The organism is Pseudomaricurvus sp. ABR4_320, assembly GCF_056159445.1.
The window spans coordinates 665,118-682,723 of record NZ_JBSWVF010000002.1 but is presented as its reverse complement, the minus strand read 5'-3'; the positions used below and the strand labels follow the sequence as shown (position 1 = coordinate 682,723).

Below are 17,606 nucleotides of genomic sequence, written 5' to 3'. Positions count from 1 at the left end.
CACTCCCCAACATATAAAACTCTATACCTGGTTTTTCTATAGTAGACGATTGTTTCGTGCGCCTCCGTACTACTTTTATCTTCGCTAGGCCCCAACACGCCCATTTCATCCCCTGGGACGCTCGCAACGTATTAACGTATTGATAGGACATCTCGTAAACGAGCACACCCATCAACACGCAGAGAAGACTAAGTTGACGCAGAGCTTATCAGCCTCACACCGGTCTGACACCCCCAAAACCGCCAAGATGAGAGCTAAACGCGGCATCAGCACCGCAAGTAACCGAATTTCTGACCATGGATTCGATCAATGGTTTGCTCTGCGAGGCTGGGAACCTCTGGATTTTCAACAGAAGACCTGGGACGCCTACGCCCGTGGTGAAAGCGGGTTGCTTCAGGTAGCGACGGGTTCGGGAAAAACCTATGCCGCCTGCGGTGGACCACTCGCAGAGCTACTGACTCTGGAAGCCGATCAGCGTCTGAGCGACCACCTTTATCTGCTGTATGTGACGCCCTTGCGTGCGCTTAGTCGAGATGTGGAAAAAGCGCTGCAAGCACCACTGACCGAGCTTGGCAGCAAGATTCGCCTGGAAAGCAGAACCGGTGACACTGGCTCGAGCGCTCGCCAAAGGCAACGCAAGCGTTTGCCCCAGGTTCTCGTGACAACCCCCGAATCCCTGTGTTTACTGCTCAGCTATTCCGAAGCCTTCGAGCAGTTCAAGAACCTTCGCTGCGTCGTTGTCGACGAATGGCATGAACTGCAGGCCAGCAAACGTGGCGTTCAGATGGAATTGGCGTTGGCTCGCTTACGGCACCATTCTCCCAGGGTTAGAACCTGGGCGTTGTCCGCAACGCTGGCAAACCCAGATGCTGCGGCACGACAAATCGTAGGCTTGAACCAGCCCGCAACGATCATCAAAGGAGATATAAAACGTCAGATCACTCTACGGACTTTACTTCCACAAGATACTGCAAACTTTCCCAAAGCCGGTTTTCTCGGGCTGCCAATGCTACCAATCCTGGCTGATGACCTGGATATCAACGAATCCACCCTGATTTTTACCAACACCCGGTCCCAGGCAGAACGCTGGTATCAGGAGCTGCTGCAACTGCGCCCGGAATGGGCTGGACTCATCGCCATGCACCATGGCTCTCTGGATCAAGACGCTCGTCGCTATGTGGAAGACGCCGTCAAATCAGGCCAGTTGAAATTGGTCGTCTGCACGTCATCTTTGGATCTTGGCGTGGACTTCCCGCCCGTGGCGAGGGTTTATCAAATCGGATCGCCCAAAGGCATCGCCCGCCTCATACAAAGAGCCGGTCGCGCCAACCATCGCCTTGGCGCCGATTGCACCATAACCTGCGTACCAACCCATGCGCTGGAACTGTTGGAATACTCAGCCACCCGCACCGCCATCAACGGGGGCCAACTCGAACAACCACCGCGACTGGACAGTCCTCTCGATGTCTTATTTCAGCACCTGGTTACCTGTGCGGCAGCGGGAGGATTCCAGCCCGATGACCTGTTCAGCGAGATTGTTAGCACCGATTGTTACCAGAATTTGAAGCGCGGCATGTTCGATTGGTGTTTGGATCTATTGATCACCGGCGGCGCCACCTTGAAAGCCTACGATCACTATCAAAAGTTACAGAGAACGCCAGACGGGCGTATCGAAATGCCAAAGGGGCGGCCACTCCAACTGCATCGGATGAATATTGGTACGATCAGCTCAGACGCCATGTTGCGGGTTCAGTTTCTCAAAGGCGCCCGACTCGGGCAGATCGAAGAGGCGTTTGTCGCGCGATTAAAGAAAGGCGACCGCTTCGTGTTCGCTGGCCGCAACCTAGAACTGGTCATGGTGAAAGAGGATACCGCCCTGGTGCGATTGTCCCGGCGCAAGAGCCGCATCCACGCCCGCTGGGCAGGCAGTCGGCTGCCGATCTCGGAGTCTTTGGGCGACTCGATGATTCGCACATTGACACAACTGACCAAAAATTCCGACATTCATGATGCTGAAATTGATGCTCTAGCGCCGGTCTTGGAAGAACAAAAACACCTGTCAGCGCAGCCTCAACAGGGACACCTACTGGCGGAAATATGCCATACCCGTGAAGGCCGCCATTTATTTCTCTACCCGTTTGCCGGGCTCCTTGTGCATGAGGGGCTGGCGGCAGTCCTGGCGCTGCGACTGTCACGACAGCATGCAGCCACGTTTACCTTGGCGGCTAATGACTACGGACTGGAGCTACTGACCGATCGCGACTACCCCTATGAACGGTTGCTCGACAACACGGTATTTACACCGGAAGATTTAAACGCCGACATAAACGCCAGCTTAGATTTAAGCCAACTGGCCAGGCGCCAGTTTCGAGATATCGCCCGCGTCGCAGGGCTCGTCTACCAAAATTATCCAGGAAAACGTCACGCAGCACGACAACTGCAAGCCAGTGCCGGACTGCTCTACGATGTGTTTAAAAACCACGATCCCGACAACCTACTCATCTATCAGGCCCGGCGCGAAACTCTGGAACAACATTTTGAAACGAGACGCTTGCTGACAACCATGGAGCGTCTCTTCAGCAGCCGTCTAGCCATTCACCAGCCTCCCCACCCCACGCCTTTCAGCCTGCCAATCTTAGTGGAACGAGCCAGCGGACAACTCAGTGGCGAATCTCTAACAGAGCGGCTGCAGAAGTTGCTGAACCAATGGACAACCCCCTGATGACTGACCAGCTCCCCAGCCGAGAACAGCAACTAACCCTACGAGGTCAAACGCTATCGTTGCTTCCCGAACGTGCAATCTTCTGGCATGAGCAACAATTGCTGATCGTTGCCGACATTCATCTCGGTAAAGAGCACAGTTTTCAAGCCGCTGGAATACCGGTACCCAATGGCACTCTCGACCTGGATCTCCAGCGACTGGCCGATATCGCTGAGAAAACAAACGCTCAAGAATTACTGTTACTGGGTGATCTGGTGCATCACGCAAGTGGCCTCTCGTCAGAGGTTCGAGCCCGAATACAACACCAGTTGCAACAGCTAGCGATCAACATTCGACTCATCGAAGGCAATCATGACCAACGTTCTCTGCCCTTTCTGAGATCGCTACCTGCGGAATTCTGTGGCCCAAACCTCACGATAGAACCGTTCAAGTTTCAGCACGAACCTCTCGCAGAAACGGAATCATCACCGTTTTTTATTTGGTCTGGACACTTACATCCGGTCGTAAACATTAGACAATATGGTTACTCTCAGCGACTACCCGCCTTTGTTGTTGAGCGCCAACAAGGTATTCTGCCAGCATTTGGTCAATTTACCGGCGGTTTCCCCGTAACCTCTACTCCTGGGCGCCAGCTTTTTCCCATCTTGACACATCAGGGCGAGAGCATCGTTCTCCCAAATCGACAAAGTCGTCGGTAAATCTGGCGTGAAAAAAAGAGGATTTAACATGTCGGAAAGTGTATCTGACAGACTGCTTAATGTTTCTGAAGATCTTATTTTGATCGGCGCGTCCGCCGGGGGTATTGAAGCCTTTATCCAACTGCTCCAACAACTGGCGCCAGACTTCACAACACCAATCGTCTTTGTGATGCATCTTGAACGCAATCGAGAGTCGTTGTTGGCGAGAGTCCTGTCCCCCCATTCCCATCTTCCTGTCATTCCAATAGAAGACGGCATGGCCATTGAGCCGGGCAAGATTTATGTCTGTCGTCCGGGGCATCATGTGATTGTGGAGAGAGGACGCTTACACTTACATAAGCCGAGTGAGCCCCAGCGCTTTCTACCCGACATCAATGTCGCTTTTGATTCAGCGGCAACCAGCTATCGCGATGGGCTTACCGTCGTGATCCTGTCTGGAATGCTTGATGATGGTGTTAGGGCTCTGGAAGAAGTGCATGATCAAGGTGGGTTGGTGATCGTTCAGGATCCAGCAGACGCTCGCTTTAGTTCAATGCCTCAGGCAGCAATTGATCGGGACCACCCCGATGGCATCTACCGGGTTTCCAGTCTCGCAGAGGTGCTCGACGCCATTTACGACAAGCACCCCTTGTTACGCAGCGCCGGGGGATAGGCTAAGCTTACGCCTCAAGCTTACCCCTTTCAGACGCCCAAAAAACGCCATCGAGATCTTTGATCCCAATCTTGCGGGCTTCGATCGCCATGGCTTTTGCGGCTCTTTCCCCATATTTCTTGACGGAAAACGCAATTTTTTCATTTTTGCCGGGGATCGTCGGCCAGCTGGCTTCCCAATACCAATTGTCGACACGCGTTCCGTCTTTCAAATAGAAAGACTTCTTATATCGATAGACGCCATTGATACCTGTACGATTGTGGGAGCGCAATTTCGCAGCCATCTGCTGTCGCGTCGTCGGGGGGTACTGACGAATCAGGTCATCCCGGTATTTTGTCGCTTGGGTCAACGCCTTTCGCTTACCTCCGCAGCTTTTGTCGGGAAAGTTCTTAACGAACGTACGCCCCTGCCGCCGTAGACACACCCGCCAGGCGTGGGTGCGGTGAATGACGTCATCAATGCGGGAAATACCGTAGAATTTACGGGTTGTGCGGTTGTTTTTCTGGTCGCTCACGATACCTACTAATTCACTTTAATCCTGAAGACAGTTCCCTTGACTCTGCGCGAACCTGACAAACGTCAGTCCAGATCCGGGCCAATGGCTCGGGCATCACCAACTCGGTGAACTCAAAAAATAATTTATACAGTCATCAATAGTCATCGTTATTCGCAGCTATCACGAAGTTACTGTATGACGATTAGGATTCAATGATGTAAAAAAAGTTCCGGCTGCCGAACAAACTTTTACTTCCAGTCCCATAGAATTGATAAATATCAATTCGAGGAGACGTATGTGGCAGTCGCGATCACTAGCGCCAACATACCCCATCGAGTGGTGATTTTCTGTAAATTTATGTCAGTGGCTCATAATCGAATACTTATAAGTAATTTGCTCGATAACCAATACTTATAACGAGGATCACTACTGAGGGCGCGCAATACTTCGTTCCCGTAACAGGGTATTTCCGCGCAAGGTGATATCACTCTGGAAGGCTTTCTCATAATAAACATCAAAAACATAGGCCTTCGCGCGCAGGCGAATTGCCAACCGTTCCGCAATTGCAACCTCCTCAACAGCAAAGGTCACCGGCTTTTTCAAATAGGCAAAACGGCTGGTGACAATAACTTGGCGTATTAAATCTTGCGCCGTTGCAATATCTGCATCCAGCGCCAAATGAAAATCTGTCACCACCATCATGTCCATGGCGCCAGTGTTGCCAGATGCCACGACATCGGTCATAAATCGAGCATTGGGAATTGTGACAAGATTGTCATCTAACGTCTGCAGGCGCACAGACCGCAAACTGATTGAAATAATTTCGCCATAAATGCCGTTGAAGCTGACTCTGTCGCCAACCTGAAACGGCCGATCAAACAACAGTAACATGCCCGACAAAATCGATGCAGCCACGTCTTTTAACGCAAAGCCAACGGCCACTGCCAATGACCCGCCAATGGCGATCATAAATTCTTTGGGCGGACGCAAAACCCCGATAATTAAAATTGCTGTGCCGAAAATATACAGAATAAAGTTCATCAACGTGGTGAACTGAAGCACCTGAAATCGACGCGATGGAAAGCGCCGCATCAAGCTCTCCCCCATCTGACGAATTCCCCAATTCGCAGCCCAAATTGCGACGATCCCTAGCAGTAACAGGAGAATGGCGCTGGTGTTCAGCATCTCCGCAAATACGGACAGCTCGTTCATTAGCGTATCGTCATTCATTGAGAAGATTCTTCCGGGCCAGCAATCGAATTATGGTATGGAACCACAGCGGCGTGATCTGATAACGACCATCTTCAACCCGCTCCATAAAACCTGTGTCAAAACCAATCTTTAGGGCGGAGCGAACCACGCTGTCAGACAGTGCCGTGGTTTCTTCCAGTTCGTCGCTGGTCATATTGTCATGCATGGCGATAGCCGCGTACACGAAATGCGCCTCTGTTCCAAGCTGTTCCAACACTACTGAACTGGTCTCTTGCGGTAAACCCACCATCAGTTGCCCCCGTCCCGGACGCAACGAAGAAATCCAAAGTCGTAGCGCCAGCGATGGGTTGCCACCACAGGCATCCCACAGCAGACTGAAATAGCGTTGTTCCGCATTACGAATACTGCCAGCCTCAGGCCCTCGGGTGGCGAGCAGCACATCGTCGTATCGAATTTTAAAACCCGCCTGCTGATTGCGCGACATGATCAGGCTGCGAACTTCCTGCTGCGTCCAGGGACGCGCCCGCAGAATCTGCCGGAAGCGAAATTCGCGTCGATAAACATTGTTCAGATATGCCCAGCTTTGGCTATTTAAACTGATCAACCAGAAAATGTTTTCCAGGCGTGCGTTGGTCAGGGATAACAAAGCTTGCCAGGCAACTAGACCACCGACTCTGCGCAGAAAGAGGTTGTGAGCATTGTCCAGTAGAATGATGGTGGGCGGCAGCTCAGCGTCCATTTTTACCAATTGAGCCGGCCCCTGACTGACATCAATTCCCAGGGGGTCACTCAGTAAGTGATAAAGGCTCTCGGCATCAAGAGTCTTCGCCGGAACTTTGATATGTAAAATCCTCGGCGCATCTGGCTGCGCTTGAAACTTTCGCTCAAGACGTCCGACCGCCGTGGATTTCCCCATGCCTCGTTCGCCAGTCAACAACAAAGTATTTTCTTCTGATTGATCGCCCAACCAGGCCCCCACCCTCAATTCCAGCTCAGCCAACAGGCCTGTATCGATAAACGGCAGAGCGTGATCATCACTCTGTGCCAGAAAGAATCGGGTATAGGCCGCCTCAAGGGTAGGACTACTGGGCTCACTGGTATCTTCCACAGCCTGATTTGCTCGCAGACGAAATCCACGCGCCGTCAACTTACGGTACCAGTCAAAATCTGCCAGTGCGCGGTCGACAAACGTAACCGCAAAGGCCACTAATAAAATTGGCGTGCAGAGCGGCACTAACCAGGGATGGCGCCTGCCACCTAGAATTCGATCTACCCAAGGATCCAACAGCGGTGGCAGTATCGACAGTAGCGCCGCACGCACATCTTGCCGCCGAACACTCAATAGCACGCTCAACGCAAGGTAAGATGCCGCAAGACTCAACCAGTAAACCACGTCGACCGCAAACGAAGCGCCAAGGCTCATTTTAAGAAGATCGTGGACAAACCAGGGCCACATTAACCAGCGAGCCGAACGCCTGGCTGTGGTTTCTACCTGTCGTGTCTGCTCCTGATTGATGTAAACGCCAGCTTGCTGGGAAACTCTCAACAGCAACCACTGACCGGCGACCACCAGTAGTCCGTAGAGAATATACAACCTTGCCAAAGGCAACAGGGGCACCAGCAGCGGCAACTCCAGATAGACGAAAACATCGTGCAGTACTGACAGCCCGATCCAGCCGAGAATCCAGGGCAACAGATGCAGCAAGCCTGCAAGTAACCGCAACAGCTGATTGCCCCAGGAATTGCGGCCGAAGCGTTTTGATAACAACCTCTGCACAAGTGCCAAAGGTTTGGCAAGGGACCGGGACAGCAATGCCAGAAGCACAAACAGAGCGAGACCGAAGACATACTTCACGCTTTGCCACAGAATCCAGTGGGTCCGCTCTCGACCTGCATTTTCATCACGATACTCAGACGAGATGTCATCGAGAACCCGAGTCACACTGCCGGCAACGGCCTCGGCCTCATCTTGCAGCAGTCCTACCCACCCTTTGTTTACCAATGTCAGCGACAGTAATTGATCGCGATGGAACTGCCACAACCAGGCGCGGAGGTGACCAAGCACGACCCGCTGTTGCAACAAGTCATTCTGAGCGAATCTGAAAAAATCCACTGCGGTGGATGCTGAATCGCCCAGGGCAGCAAGGGCGTCATCGGAAAGCACGGCCCCATCGGCGGACTGTGCATAGAGGCGATCCCACAAGATTAACAGCGAGCGAATCGATGATTCGTCCGCCTTGTGCAGGGTTGGCAGCAAGTGCAAGAGTGCCAGTCGATGGTGTTTAATCTGGGTTTGCAGATCGGTAATGGCAAGGCTGACGGCTGCTATGTCGCTGTTTTCCTCACCATCGACCGAGGCCTGGAATTGATCGTATTGTCCCTGTAGGCGCTGCCGTGATAGCCACAATTGGCGCAGAGCGACTCGAAACGACGCCGGCTGCCCGGACCAAAGCGCTTTCTGTTGTGCATCCAGGTTTCGCAGCAACCAATTGCGCTCGTTCAGCAATACCTCATAACTTTCCTGCAATTGACCGCAAGAGAGCTTCGCAGGCCAGGCTGTGGCTGACTCCCCTCCCTCGCTGACACTGCGACCGAAAATGTCTTCAAGCTGGACACTGGCTCCCAAGGTGCCGGTCGACAGGGCGCTCATGGCCTCCTGACGAGTGCGCAACTGCATAACGTCTCGCTGCAGTGAATTCAGTAGCGTCTGCTCGTCGCGACAGATGACCGACTCCGCGGCAAACAGCGGTGAATTCAGGAGGACCAGCGCAAGCATGGACACCCAGCGAAGAAACGAACGTGCAATCATCGGAAGCAAATTTTCCAGACAGGGTGTCGAGTTCAGTGTAGAGGATTAGGGGAGCCGAAAATCATTCACAAGCCAGTTTCAACCCGCGGCAAACTGAGCTGCAGCGACAAACAACCGAATCACAACCAAAAGGCCAAGTGACCAAACCAGACTCCGCAGCGTAGCTCGGTCAAAAATGTACAGGGCGCCGTACAAAAATCTTAGCGCAATCCAAACGAGTGCGTAAAAATTCACTAACTCCGCCGAAACGCCGGTTATCATACAAGCCAAGACCGCCACTGAGAACAGCGGAAATGCCTCTAGCGCATTATTCTGAGCCCAGTAGGCTCGTTGGGGCCAGCCGCGATACTGCTCCAACATGATCCTGGGGTTGTTATTGTCGAAGGATTCGCCGCCCATACTGCCACCAATTTTCGCCAACAAGACCCAAAACAGCGGTTGTAACCCCGCCACCAACAAACAAATCACCGCGATTGTCATGAAAATCCTCTTATCTTGGTCAGTGAACTCAAAAAATTGCACCGGCTTATTCGCACGCAACCATGTCCAATGTTGTACGCGCGTTAACAGGCTCTAACAGTTACGGCTTCGTGCCGGCGCGGGATTACCCTGCCACTGGTATTGAGCTGCCCAACATTCACCCGTGTACTGTCTTTTTCACTGTCGTCTATAACCTTCCTGTGACCCCTGTCTCAATGTTTTCAAGAAGTTGTTCAAGTCGCTGACAAAAATAGAGTTTTTGGTCGCATTTTGCCGCTTGTTTTACGCTCAAGGCGTACTAATCTTTCTTAGTGTAATGTCGTTAAAAATGACTCTAAGTGCGCAGTTGGTAAGCCTGCTCAAGAATCGAATACGACCACCATCGAGTGACAAATTATTGTCGGTTTACGCCCTGGGATAAGAGCATCAACCACTGACACTCATAACGACGGAATATTGAACGCCAAGGCGATTGAATGTCTGCCCCTTTACTGACGACTGGCGCGAGAATTCGCGAAATGCTGGCCAGGCGCTCCGAGCTCGCTTTGCTCATTATCGTATTGGCGACCGGAGTCATTACCAGTCTCGTGCTCTACCGCGACTCCATGGCGCAATTGCGCATAGAGACCGATGACGCCCATACCGTCAATACTCGCCTGCTACGTCAAGAAATTAATGAGGAAGAGGATAGCCTTACCCGCCTGCTCTGGGGATTGACTCAAGATAAAGTCATTCTATCTCTGCTGACCGAGCGCGACCGCGAAGGCCTGCACAAACATGTGAGAGATTTCTTTGTTGTTCTGAAAACGGAATACGATATATCCCACCTCTATTTTATTGATACCGACGGCCAGGTGATCTATCGCGCCCACCGCCGGGAACAATACGGTGACACCATCACCCGTCAGACCTTCAAAAATGCCGCTGCCACTCGACAGATCGATTGCGGGGTCGAATTGGGTGTTAACTTTTACTCACTTCGCTGTGTCTTGCCAGTAATTCAAGGTACGAAACTCATCGGCTATATCGAGGCAGCCAAAGAACTGCAACCGTTAATCGAACAAGTAAAATACATTACCGGCGATGAACTGGCGTTTGTGCTGACGCGCGGCGCACTGCCCACGGACGCTTTGGGTCAGCCAGCATTCATTATTGACGACCATCAAGTGATCTACGCCACCGATGAGCATTTAATACGAGCTCTAGCTCCTCAGCTTGCCGATGCCGAAAACCACAACGCTGACACCCATTTTGTCGGCGGCGATTTTGGTGAGTATGCGCTTGGGCACAGCAACTTTGAAGACGCCAGCCGTAAAGTCTCCGGACTGTTCGTCACGGCCAAAGACATCACCGAAATGGCAGCGTCCACCAAGCGTAAATTGATTATCAACGTATCTGTCATTTTACTTACAGTAGTCTCGGCCGTTGCCATGTTTACCCTGTCAATTCGAAGAGTCTTCGACGGCCTGGAACAACAGCTGCAAGACCGTACCCGTGAAATCGAGTTTTTGGCGTTACACGACCCGCTGACACAGCTGCCCAACCGGGCCATGTTCAGCAAAATGGTGCAACACCATATTCAGGAATCCAATCGTTACAATCGCAAGTTTTCTCTGTTGTTTATTGATCTCGACGGGTTTAAAACAGTCAACGATACCCTCGGCCACGACTGCGGAGATTTGCTGCTTAAGGAAGTTGCCCGCCGCCTGTTGAGCTGCGTTCGAGAAAGTGATGTGGTTGCCCGCCTCGGCGGCGACGAATTTGTCATTTTGGTGTTAGAAACACACGATGCCGATGACCAAAGCAGCAACCCACGTGCAGAATCGGTCGCCAAACGCGTATTGGAACAGGTCGCGGAACATTACACCATGTACGGGCGTCGCGGCTGGGTGACCGCCAGTATTGGCATCTGTACTTTTCCCGACCATGGTACGGATGAAGACGAACTCACCAAACGCGCCGACGCCGCCATGTATATCGCCAAAGAATCCGGCAAAAACAATTTCCAACTGTATTCAGAGGAAGTCCATCGCCAATCTTTCGAGCGCATCGCCTTAGAAGCAGGCCTCCGTCACGCATTGATACACGATGAATTTGAACTCTATTATCAAGGCAACCTGGCTTCCGATGGCAAAGAAGTCATTGGTGTTGAAGCATTGCTGCGCTGGAATCATGAAGAGTTGGGATTGGTCGAACCCGGCAAATTTATAAGTATTGCCGAAGAATCTGGACTCATCATTCCCATCGGCAAGTGGGTTTTGCGGGAAGCCTGCCACCAGGTCATGCAATGGCACGACGAGGGACTGCCCATGATTCCTGTCGCAATCAACCTGTCGCCCATCCAATTCCGAGACGATCACTTTATCAAAGACGTCAAAGAAACCCTTGAAACCACAAAGATTCCAGCCAATTATCTGACCTTTGAAATTACCGAAAGAATTTTTGCTCAAGACATCGACGGCGTTCGAGCTGTTTTGGAGCCGTTAAAAGCTCTCGGCGTAAACATCACCATCGATAATGTCGGGGTCGCCTATTCATCCTTAAGTTCACTGGAATCTCTGCCTGTGGACATGGTTAAAATCGATCGCTCGTTTATCAAAGATCTGGCCATTAATCCGAGCCGACGCGCCTTCGCCGAAGCTATTATTGTGATGGGTAATCGTCTCGGTATTCCAGTGGTGGCCGAAGGCGTAGAAACCGAAGAGCAGCTGGAATTCCTACGCCGTAGCAACTGCGCGCAGGTTCAGGGATTCTTTTTCAATCGCCCCATGCCTGCGAATAATTTTCGTGCCTTTCTCAATGGCGAGAGAGACGATTCAACCTCGCTTCCCGCGTAATCTACTTATCGGGCTCCAACGGCCAGTCATTGATTCCGACGGAATGCAAAGGCGTCAGCTGCTCATTACCAGACCAGCGACGCACATAATCTCCGCCTGGGTCGTAATCTTCGCGCTGCTTTTCGAGATTAAACCGACGCTTTCCTCGCGGGTCACATCCCACGCCGGCAAGATACTGCCAGTTGCCCCAATTGCTGGCAACATCATAGTCAATTAAGCACTCTTCAAACCACGCGGCGCCATAACGCCAATCCATGTCCAGTTCATTAACCAGACAAGAGGCGGCAATTTGACGACCACGGTTCGACAACCCGCCAGTTTCACGAAGCTGATTCATACAGGCGTTGACCAGAGGAAACGGGGTCGTCCCCTGCTGCCACTGGCGAAACCGTGTCGGATAGTAACTCGTCAGTGGCGGCTGTCCGTGAATCCCCTGCACTTGAAACAGTTTGCTGCCGAATTGATCCGCATACCACTGAAAATACTCCCGCCACAAAAGCTCAAACTGAATCCAATAGGTTGACTTATTGGCACCATGCTCCGCCTCGTAAGCGTGTAACCGGCGCAGAATATCCCAGGGCGACAGACAACCTGCTGACAGCCAAGGCGAGAACCCCGTCGACGCTTGTGGATCGTCAAGACTGTTACGCGTTTCAAAGTAGCGACTGGCCGCGTCGCGATTGAAATATTGATGTAAATGGGCATACCCCGCCTGCTCTCCGCCGACAATGTCCTGTTCAGCGTCTCCAAATCGAAATCCGGGGAGCGTCAACTCTGAAAAAGAGAACTGCGAGAGAGGTAACGGTGATGGCAAACCGACCAGTTGCTGAAGTGCCGGTGGTTTGGGCATAGGTTCAACAAGTTTGCGGAATTGACTAAACGTGGCTGGAAAAGAACCACAATCGAAGGGCAGTTGATCTTTGCGCAACAACCGAGTCCCATGTCCCTCCGTAAATTCTACGGACGGGAATTCTTCCCGCAATTGCTGCCACAGCTGCGTTTCATAATAACCTGCGAGCTGACAGAACCCCAGCCGCTCGGCCCCAGTGACCCTCAGCAGCTCCCGTATGACCAGTGCAGGATGTCCCTGCCAAACGTGAAGTTTTTGACCCAGAGCTTTTAGATTGGCATCGAGGCTCGCTAGGGATTGCAGCAAAAAAACCCAGCGCCGCTCACCGATGGATTTGAGCCCGTAACGATTGGGCTTGAACCAGGCGGGATCGACGCAATAGAAAAAGAGCGTATTGCCCGCGCCTTTCATTGCCTCCTGCAAAGCAGGATTATCCCGCAAGCGTAGATCACGGGTAAAACAGTAGAGCGTCGATCGTTTGGCCAATATCGATACCTCTCACATGTCGCAGGCACAAATTACCAGGGGACGACCCGTCCATCCCACGCAAAGACTTGCCCGGAATCCTGGGGCGTTAGTCCATCGAGAACCTGCAGCAGACGCGCGGCAGAAAAGTCCGCCGTAAACAGTTTTTCTGGCGGCACCTTGCCCTGAAAGGGGCGCGACAGGTTGCTGTCGACAGTTCCGGGATGCAGCCCCACCACCAACGCCTGGCGATGCGAGCGTTGCATTTCCAAGGCAGTGGTTTTTAATAACATGTTCAGCGCAGCTTTACTGCAGCGATACCCATACCAACCGCCCAGGCGGTTATCTCCTATGCTGCCAACACGTGCAGATAATGCCGCAAAGACTCCGCGATTTTGTCGAGGTAACAGCGGCAAAAAATGCTTCGCTACCAACGCCGGTCCGATACTGTTGATGGCAAAACTTCGCGCTAATTTCTCGGCATCGAGCTGTTGTAAGCTCTTTTCAGGCTGCTGATCACCATCGTGCAACAATCCAGTGGCAACAATGACAAGATCAGGCTCGTCGTCTTCCGCGACAGCTGAAGCTGCGGCCCGAATAGATGACTCGTCGGTGAGATCCAGAGAAAGCTGTCTGGCGCCTGCGATCTCACACTTCCCTGAACGGCATAATGCTGTGACCTTCGCCCCCCAAACCAGACACTGACGGGCCAGCGCCTGACCAACAGCCCCCGAGGCACCGACAATCACCGCATGGGCTGGCGGATGCTTTAATGGGTGCTCGTCAAAATGCTTCGTTAGAGTATCGTTCATGCAGAGCTATACGCAGCAGCGGGTATCAGCGGTCGCCCTCATAGTAGGTTGAGGCAACGAATAATGGGTTTACTCTGGGCAATCCCACCCAGCCACAAACGTTTCCGCGGGATCAACAACGGCGACATCCGCCAGAAACCGCCTTCCCAGCAGAATCGGATAGTTGAATTTTTCACGGTTATCGAGACTAAAATCCGCGGCGTAAACCTTGCCATCCATACAGAACTTCATATTCACGACCGGGCGAACATCCAGCTTTTCGCGATCATGTCGCTTCACTTTGGATTCTCTCACCAGGGGCAAATCATAGTGCAGCATGGTGGTGGAGGTCTTTCCGTCACGCTCATCCTCCACAGGCACAGAAAAGGTTACACGGGCGTCGTCCCCTTCTCCAACAAACTCGATATCCAGAGCATGCATGGCACTGCTTTTCGCCCCAGAATCCAGCTTCGCCGTCAAACGTTGTGCGGTTTCCTTGGATTCTTGAGGAACCAGAGCAACACTCTGCAACCACCCCAAAATCAATTTGGCGTGTTTTGCTTCGCTGTCATCCGCACTCACGCCAGCAGCTAACACGAGGCACAGAGCCCCAAACACACCTTTAAATGACGTTATCTTTGACACCATAGGTCATCCAACCGTTTCGCAATCGTGGCGCTAAACTAGGCGGAGTCGGCAATAAGGTCAACCGTCGTCGACAGGTTAGCTTCAAAATGGACTTGGCTTTGCATAATTATGGAACCTCTTGTCTGTCGGGATTGCCGAAACTCATAACTGCTATCATAGTTAAAGCGCCATAACGCCAATTTTTCGTCGTCTGACGTCGTCAAACGCAACAACCGGGTGAAACCAATTTTGATCCTACGCCTGCCAAAGCGCCCTCTCCGTATGCCTGCTTGTGTGTATCCCCGATACGCCAGGCTATCCAAATCGCTGCTACGCCTGTGCCTGCTTGCCTTATTTAGCGTCTCGCCAACACAAGCCAATGAAACCATCGACGATGAACTGGCGACCGACAACAACAGCAGCATCCCGAATTCTGAAACCTCTGAAACGGCTGCAGAAGCGCCCGCTAGCGAGACACCGGCTCGTGCGCAAGAAGCACCCGCGGCACCAGCCAAGCCACGCTCGCCAGCCCAACTCGGCGTTGAAGCGGTAGCCAAACATCAGCCGCAGGTACCCTTTCCACTGCTCAAGGATATTGTCAGCCCCGGAACTCGGAAAACGTTGCAGTGGTCCCCGCAGGATATGTTCGAAGGGATTCCCATGCCGACCCCGGTCCTGGTCGCCAACGGCATCTATCATGGACCGGTTCTCTGTCTAACCGGCGCCATCCACGGAGACGAAATCAACAGTGTTGAAACCATTCGACGGGTTTTTCACACCATTGATCCCCGTAAACTCACCGGCACTGTTGTCGGAGTTCCTATCGTCAATCAAATGGGCTTTCGACGCAGTTCCCGGTATCTCCCAGATCGGCGAGACCTAAATCGCTACTTTCCAGGAACGGCCAGAGGCAGCTCTGCCTCGCGAATCGCTTACTCCCTGTTTCACGAAATAATTGGCTCCTGCGACGCGTTGGTCGACCTGCACACAGGCTCTTTTCATCGGACCAATGTTCCGCAGCTTAGAGCCGACTTGAAAAACCCGGCAATCAAAGCCTTCGCCGGCCAATTCGGAGAAATTGTCGTTCTCCACGGGAGCGGCGCTAACGGCACCCTGCGCCGGGAAGCCGCGCGCGCAGGAATTCCCGCCGTTACGTTGGAAGCGGGTGAAGCTTTACGCATCCAGGAAGATGTTATCGATGCTGGCGTCAAACACGTCAACACACTATTGACCAACATGAAAATGGTTGAAAAACCCTTTTTCTGGAGTCATCCACAACCGGTTTATATGGAATCCCGTTGGCTGCGAGCGGAAACTGGCGGCATGTTTATCAGCAATCGAAAACCTGGCGATAAAGTTAAAAAAGGCGACAAGTTAGGGAGGATTACAGACCCCATCACGAACATGGAACGCATAGTGCTAGCCGAGTTTTCGGGAAAGATCATTGGCATGGCTTTGAACCAGGTTGTACTGCCTGGCTATGCAATTTATCACGTGGGTGTCGACGCAACAGCCCTCAGTGAAGGCGCGGCAAAGCTCAATCAAAACCGCGATAACAAGACGCCGGCAAAAGACGACAATACAGCGCCAGACTCGGACAACAAAACCGTCCAGGATTTACAAAATGGCAGTCAGTCTTCGTCAAATTTACAAGAATCGACGCCAGCTGCACCCATCGTCGACACGGCTTCAACGGCAACATCTCGTGAAGCCCCCATCGCCAATGCGTCTCTTCCCAATGATCAGGAACGTGCTGACGAGCAGGACAAAGAGTCTGAAGCCGAAGAGTGACCTGCGCGCCCGCACCCTGCCCACAACCATTAGGGAATGCGAACGCACATGCAAACGTTTACTTGCCAAAACTGCAACAACACGTTGTTTTTCGAAAATACCCACTGCGAACAATGCGGCTCTGCACTGGGCTATTTGCCCGACACCAACCAGCTCTCCGCACTCCAACCCTCAGGTGACGCCTGGCTGGCACTAGGCGATCCTGAAGATAAACACCACTACTACTGCGCAAACCACGAACACGGGGTTTGTAACTGGTTGGTGCAGAACCCAGGCGACCTCTGCAGCGCCTGCGAACTGAATCGATATATCCCGGATTTATCCAGCGGCACTCAACAGGAATCCTGGCGCGAACTGGAATTTGCAAAACACCGTCTGGTTTACAGCCTGCTGAGGTTAGGCTTGCCCATTCAAAGTAAAACGGACGCGCCTGACGAAGGGCTGGCCTTTGACTTTGTATCGGAAGACGCTCCCGTCCCTGAAGATGCCGAAGTCATGACAGGCCACGCGGAAGGGCAAATAACGATCAATGCTGCTGAGGCGGATCCCGTTGAGCGAGAGCAAATGCGCGAAAATATGGGTGAACCCTACCGCACGCTTATTGGTCACTTCCGCCACGAAGTCGGACATTACTACTGGGATAGGCTGGTCGCCCCCCACAGCGACCTGACCAACGATTACCGCGCTCTTTTTGGCGATGAGCGAGAAAGTTATCAGGATGCTTTGCAACGCCACTATGAGCAGGGGCCGCCCGCGGACTGGAATCAACACTTCATCAGTACTTATGCCTCCTCTCACCCATGGGAAGATTGGGCGGAAACCTGGGCCCACTACTTTCACATGGTGGACACACTGGAAACCGCCTACGCCTTTGGCATGAGCCTGCAGCCCAGCTCAGGGGATAGCAGTACACTGTCAATGAATGCGGATATTGATCCCTACACTCATAGCGAGTTTGATGACATCGTCAACCGATATCTGCCATTAACCTTTGCGGTAAACAGTCTCAATCGCAGCATGGGTCAGCCAGATCTTTATCCCTTCGTCTTACCAGACCCGGTCAGAACCAAACTGCGCTTTATTCACAATCTGCTGCGTCACCCCCGTTAGTAGACACACCTCTGAGAGCGGCGACATAACCAAGGATGTCGCCGTTTTACCACTTGAACAAGATGT

The 17,606-nt window shown here is 52.5% G+C and carries 13 protein-coding genes; 6 read left to right on the top strand and 7 right to left on the bottom strand.

Annotation, left to right across the window (positions count from 1 at the left end):
- The first annotated feature begins 247 nt into the window (after positions 1-247).
- Genes ACXAFR_RS06125 through ACXAFR_RS06115 form a run of 3 tightly spaced genes read left to right on the top strand, consistent with a single transcriptional unit; the run spans position 248 to position 4,072 of the window.
- Positions 248-2,722: a ligase-associated DNA damage response DEXH box helicase gene (locus tag ACXAFR_RS06125; RefSeq protein ID WP_475173773.1), complete on the top strand. Its 2,475-nt coding sequence runs from the start codon at positions 248-250 to the stop codon at positions 2,720-2,722.
- A complete protein-coding gene (pdeM, locus tag ACXAFR_RS06120; RefSeq protein WP_475173770.1) occupies positions 2,722-3,420 on the top strand; it encodes a ligase-associated DNA damage response endonuclease PdeM in 699 nt (232 codons plus the stop codon). Before ACXAFR_RS06125 ends, pdeM begins: the two co-directional genes overlap by 1 nt.
- A gap of 28 nt (positions 3,421-3,448) precedes the next feature.
- Positions 3,449-4,072 carry a chemotaxis protein CheB gene (locus ACXAFR_RS06115; RefSeq protein WP_475173768.1) on the top strand — a complete coding sequence of 208 codons (624 nt, stop codon included), beginning with the start codon at positions 3,449-3,451 and terminating at the stop codon, positions 4,070-4,072.
- A gap of 7 nt (positions 4,073-4,079) precedes the next feature.
- Here ACXAFR_RS06115 and ACXAFR_RS06110 read toward each other — a convergent pair whose 3' ends face one another.
- The 4 genes from ACXAFR_RS06110 to ACXAFR_RS06095 form a co-directional block, all read right to left on the bottom strand.
- Positions 4,080-4,586, bottom strand: coding sequence for a hypothetical protein (locus ACXAFR_RS06110; protein ID WP_475173765.1), 507 nt, complete (start codon positions 4,584-4,586; stop codon positions 4,080-4,082).
- 408 nt (positions 4,587-4,994) lie between these two features.
- Positions 4,995-5,798 carry a mechanosensitive ion channel family protein gene (locus ACXAFR_RS06105; RefSeq protein ID WP_475173762.1) on the bottom strand — a complete coding sequence of 268 codons (804 nt, stop codon included), beginning with the start codon at positions 5,796-5,798 and terminating at the stop codon, positions 4,995-4,997.
- Positions 5,791-8,589, bottom strand: a complete 2,799-nt coding sequence (locus ACXAFR_RS06100) for an AAA family ATPase (RefSeq protein WP_475173757.1) — start codon at positions 8,587-8,589, stop codon at positions 5,791-5,793. Before ACXAFR_RS06100 ends, ACXAFR_RS06105 begins: the two co-directional genes overlap by 8 nt.
- Positions 8,590-8,667: 78 nt before the next feature.
- Entirely contained in the window at positions 8,668-9,069 is a 402-nt protein-coding gene (locus ACXAFR_RS06095) for an MAPEG family protein (RefSeq protein ID WP_475173754.1), read from the bottom strand.
- A gap of 476 nt (positions 9,070-9,545) precedes the next feature.
- Between ACXAFR_RS06095 and ACXAFR_RS06090 the strand changes: the two genes are divergently transcribed.
- Complete coding sequence (locus ACXAFR_RS06090; protein ID WP_475173751.1) at positions 9,546-11,906, top strand: bifunctional diguanylate cyclase/phosphodiesterase; 2,361 nt, start codon at positions 9,546-9,548, stop codon at positions 11,904-11,906.
- Between the two features lies 1 nt (position 11,907).
- Here ACXAFR_RS06090 and ACXAFR_RS06085 read toward each other — a convergent pair whose 3' ends face one another.
- The 3 genes from ACXAFR_RS06085 to ACXAFR_RS06075 all read right to left on the bottom strand — a co-directional run bounded on the left by ACXAFR_RS06085 (position 11,908) and on the right by ACXAFR_RS06075 (position 14,660).
- Positions 11,908-13,242 (bottom strand): DASH family cryptochrome, encoded by a 1,335-nt coding sequence (locus tag ACXAFR_RS06085; protein WP_475173748.1) that lies wholly within the window; start codon positions 13,240-13,242, stop codon positions 11,908-11,910.
- A gap of 32 nt (positions 13,243-13,274) precedes the next feature.
- Positions 13,275-14,033 (bottom strand): SDR family NAD(P)-dependent oxidoreductase, encoded by a 759-nt coding sequence (locus ACXAFR_RS06080; protein WP_475173745.1) that lies wholly within the window; start codon positions 14,031-14,033, stop codon positions 13,275-13,277.
- Positions 14,034-14,102: 69 nt separating this feature from the next.
- A complete protein-coding gene (locus ACXAFR_RS06075) occupies positions 14,103-14,660 on the bottom strand; it encodes an ATP-dependent zinc protease family protein (RefSeq protein ID WP_475173743.1) in 558 nt (185 codons plus the stop codon).
- A 261-nt stretch (positions 14,661-14,921) separates the two neighbouring features.
- Here ACXAFR_RS06075 and ACXAFR_RS06070 point away from each other — a divergent pair, with 261 nt between their 5' ends.
- Complete coding sequence (locus ACXAFR_RS06070; RefSeq protein WP_475173741.1) at positions 14,922-16,430, top strand: succinylglutamate desuccinylase/aspartoacylase family protein; 1,509 nt, start codon at positions 14,922-14,924, stop codon at positions 16,428-16,430.
- A 48-nt stretch (positions 16,431-16,478) separates the two neighbouring features.
- Entirely contained in the window at positions 16,479-17,540 is a 1,062-nt protein-coding gene (locus ACXAFR_RS06065) for a zinc-binding metallopeptidase family protein (RefSeq protein ID WP_475173740.1), read from the top strand.
- The last annotated feature ends 66 nt before the right edge of the window (positions 17,541-17,606 follow it).

Bases quoted from the DNA above. Each gene is read 5' to 3' on its own strand.
- ACXAFR_RS06095 (WP_475173754.1), bottom strand. From the start codon at position 9,069: ATGACAATCGCGGTGATTTGTTTGTTGGTGGCGGGGTTACAACCGCTG.
- ACXAFR_RS06065 (WP_475173740.1), top strand. From the start codon at position 16,479: ATGCAAACGTTTACTTGCCAAAACTGCAACAACACGTTGTTTTTCGAA.
- ACXAFR_RS06090 (WP_475173751.1), top strand. From the start codon at position 9,546: ATGTCTGCCCCTTTACTGACGACTGGCGCGAGAATTCGCGAAATGCTG.
- ACXAFR_RS06100 (WP_475173757.1), bottom strand. From the start codon at position 8,589: ATGATTGCACGTTCGTTTCTTCGCTGGGTGTCCATGCTTGCGCTGGTC.
- ACXAFR_RS06115 (WP_475173768.1), top strand. From the start codon at position 3,449: ATGTCGGAAAGTGTATCTGACAGACTGCTTAATGTTTCTGAAGATCTT.
- ACXAFR_RS06075 (WP_475173743.1), bottom strand. From the start codon at position 14,660: ATGGTGTCAAAGATAACGTCATTTAAAGGTGTGTTTGGGGCTCTGTGC.
- ACXAFR_RS06125 (WP_475173773.1), top strand. From the start codon at position 248: ATGAGAGCTAAACGCGGCATCAGCACCGCAAGTAACCGAATTTCTGAC.
- ACXAFR_RS06105 (WP_475173762.1), bottom strand. From the start codon at position 5,798: ATGAATGACGATACGCTAATGAACGAGCTGTCCGTATTTGCGGAGATG.
- ACXAFR_RS06080 (WP_475173745.1), bottom strand. From the start codon at position 14,033: ATGAACGATACTCTAACGAAGCATTTTGACGAGCACCCATTAAAGCAT.
- pdeM (WP_475173770.1), top strand. From the start codon at position 2,722: ATGACTGACCAGCTCCCCAGCCGAGAACAGCAACTAACCCTACGAGGT.
- ACXAFR_RS06070 (WP_475173741.1), top strand. From the start codon at position 14,922: ATGCCTGCTTGTGTGTATCCCCGATACGCCAGGCTATCCAAATCGCTG.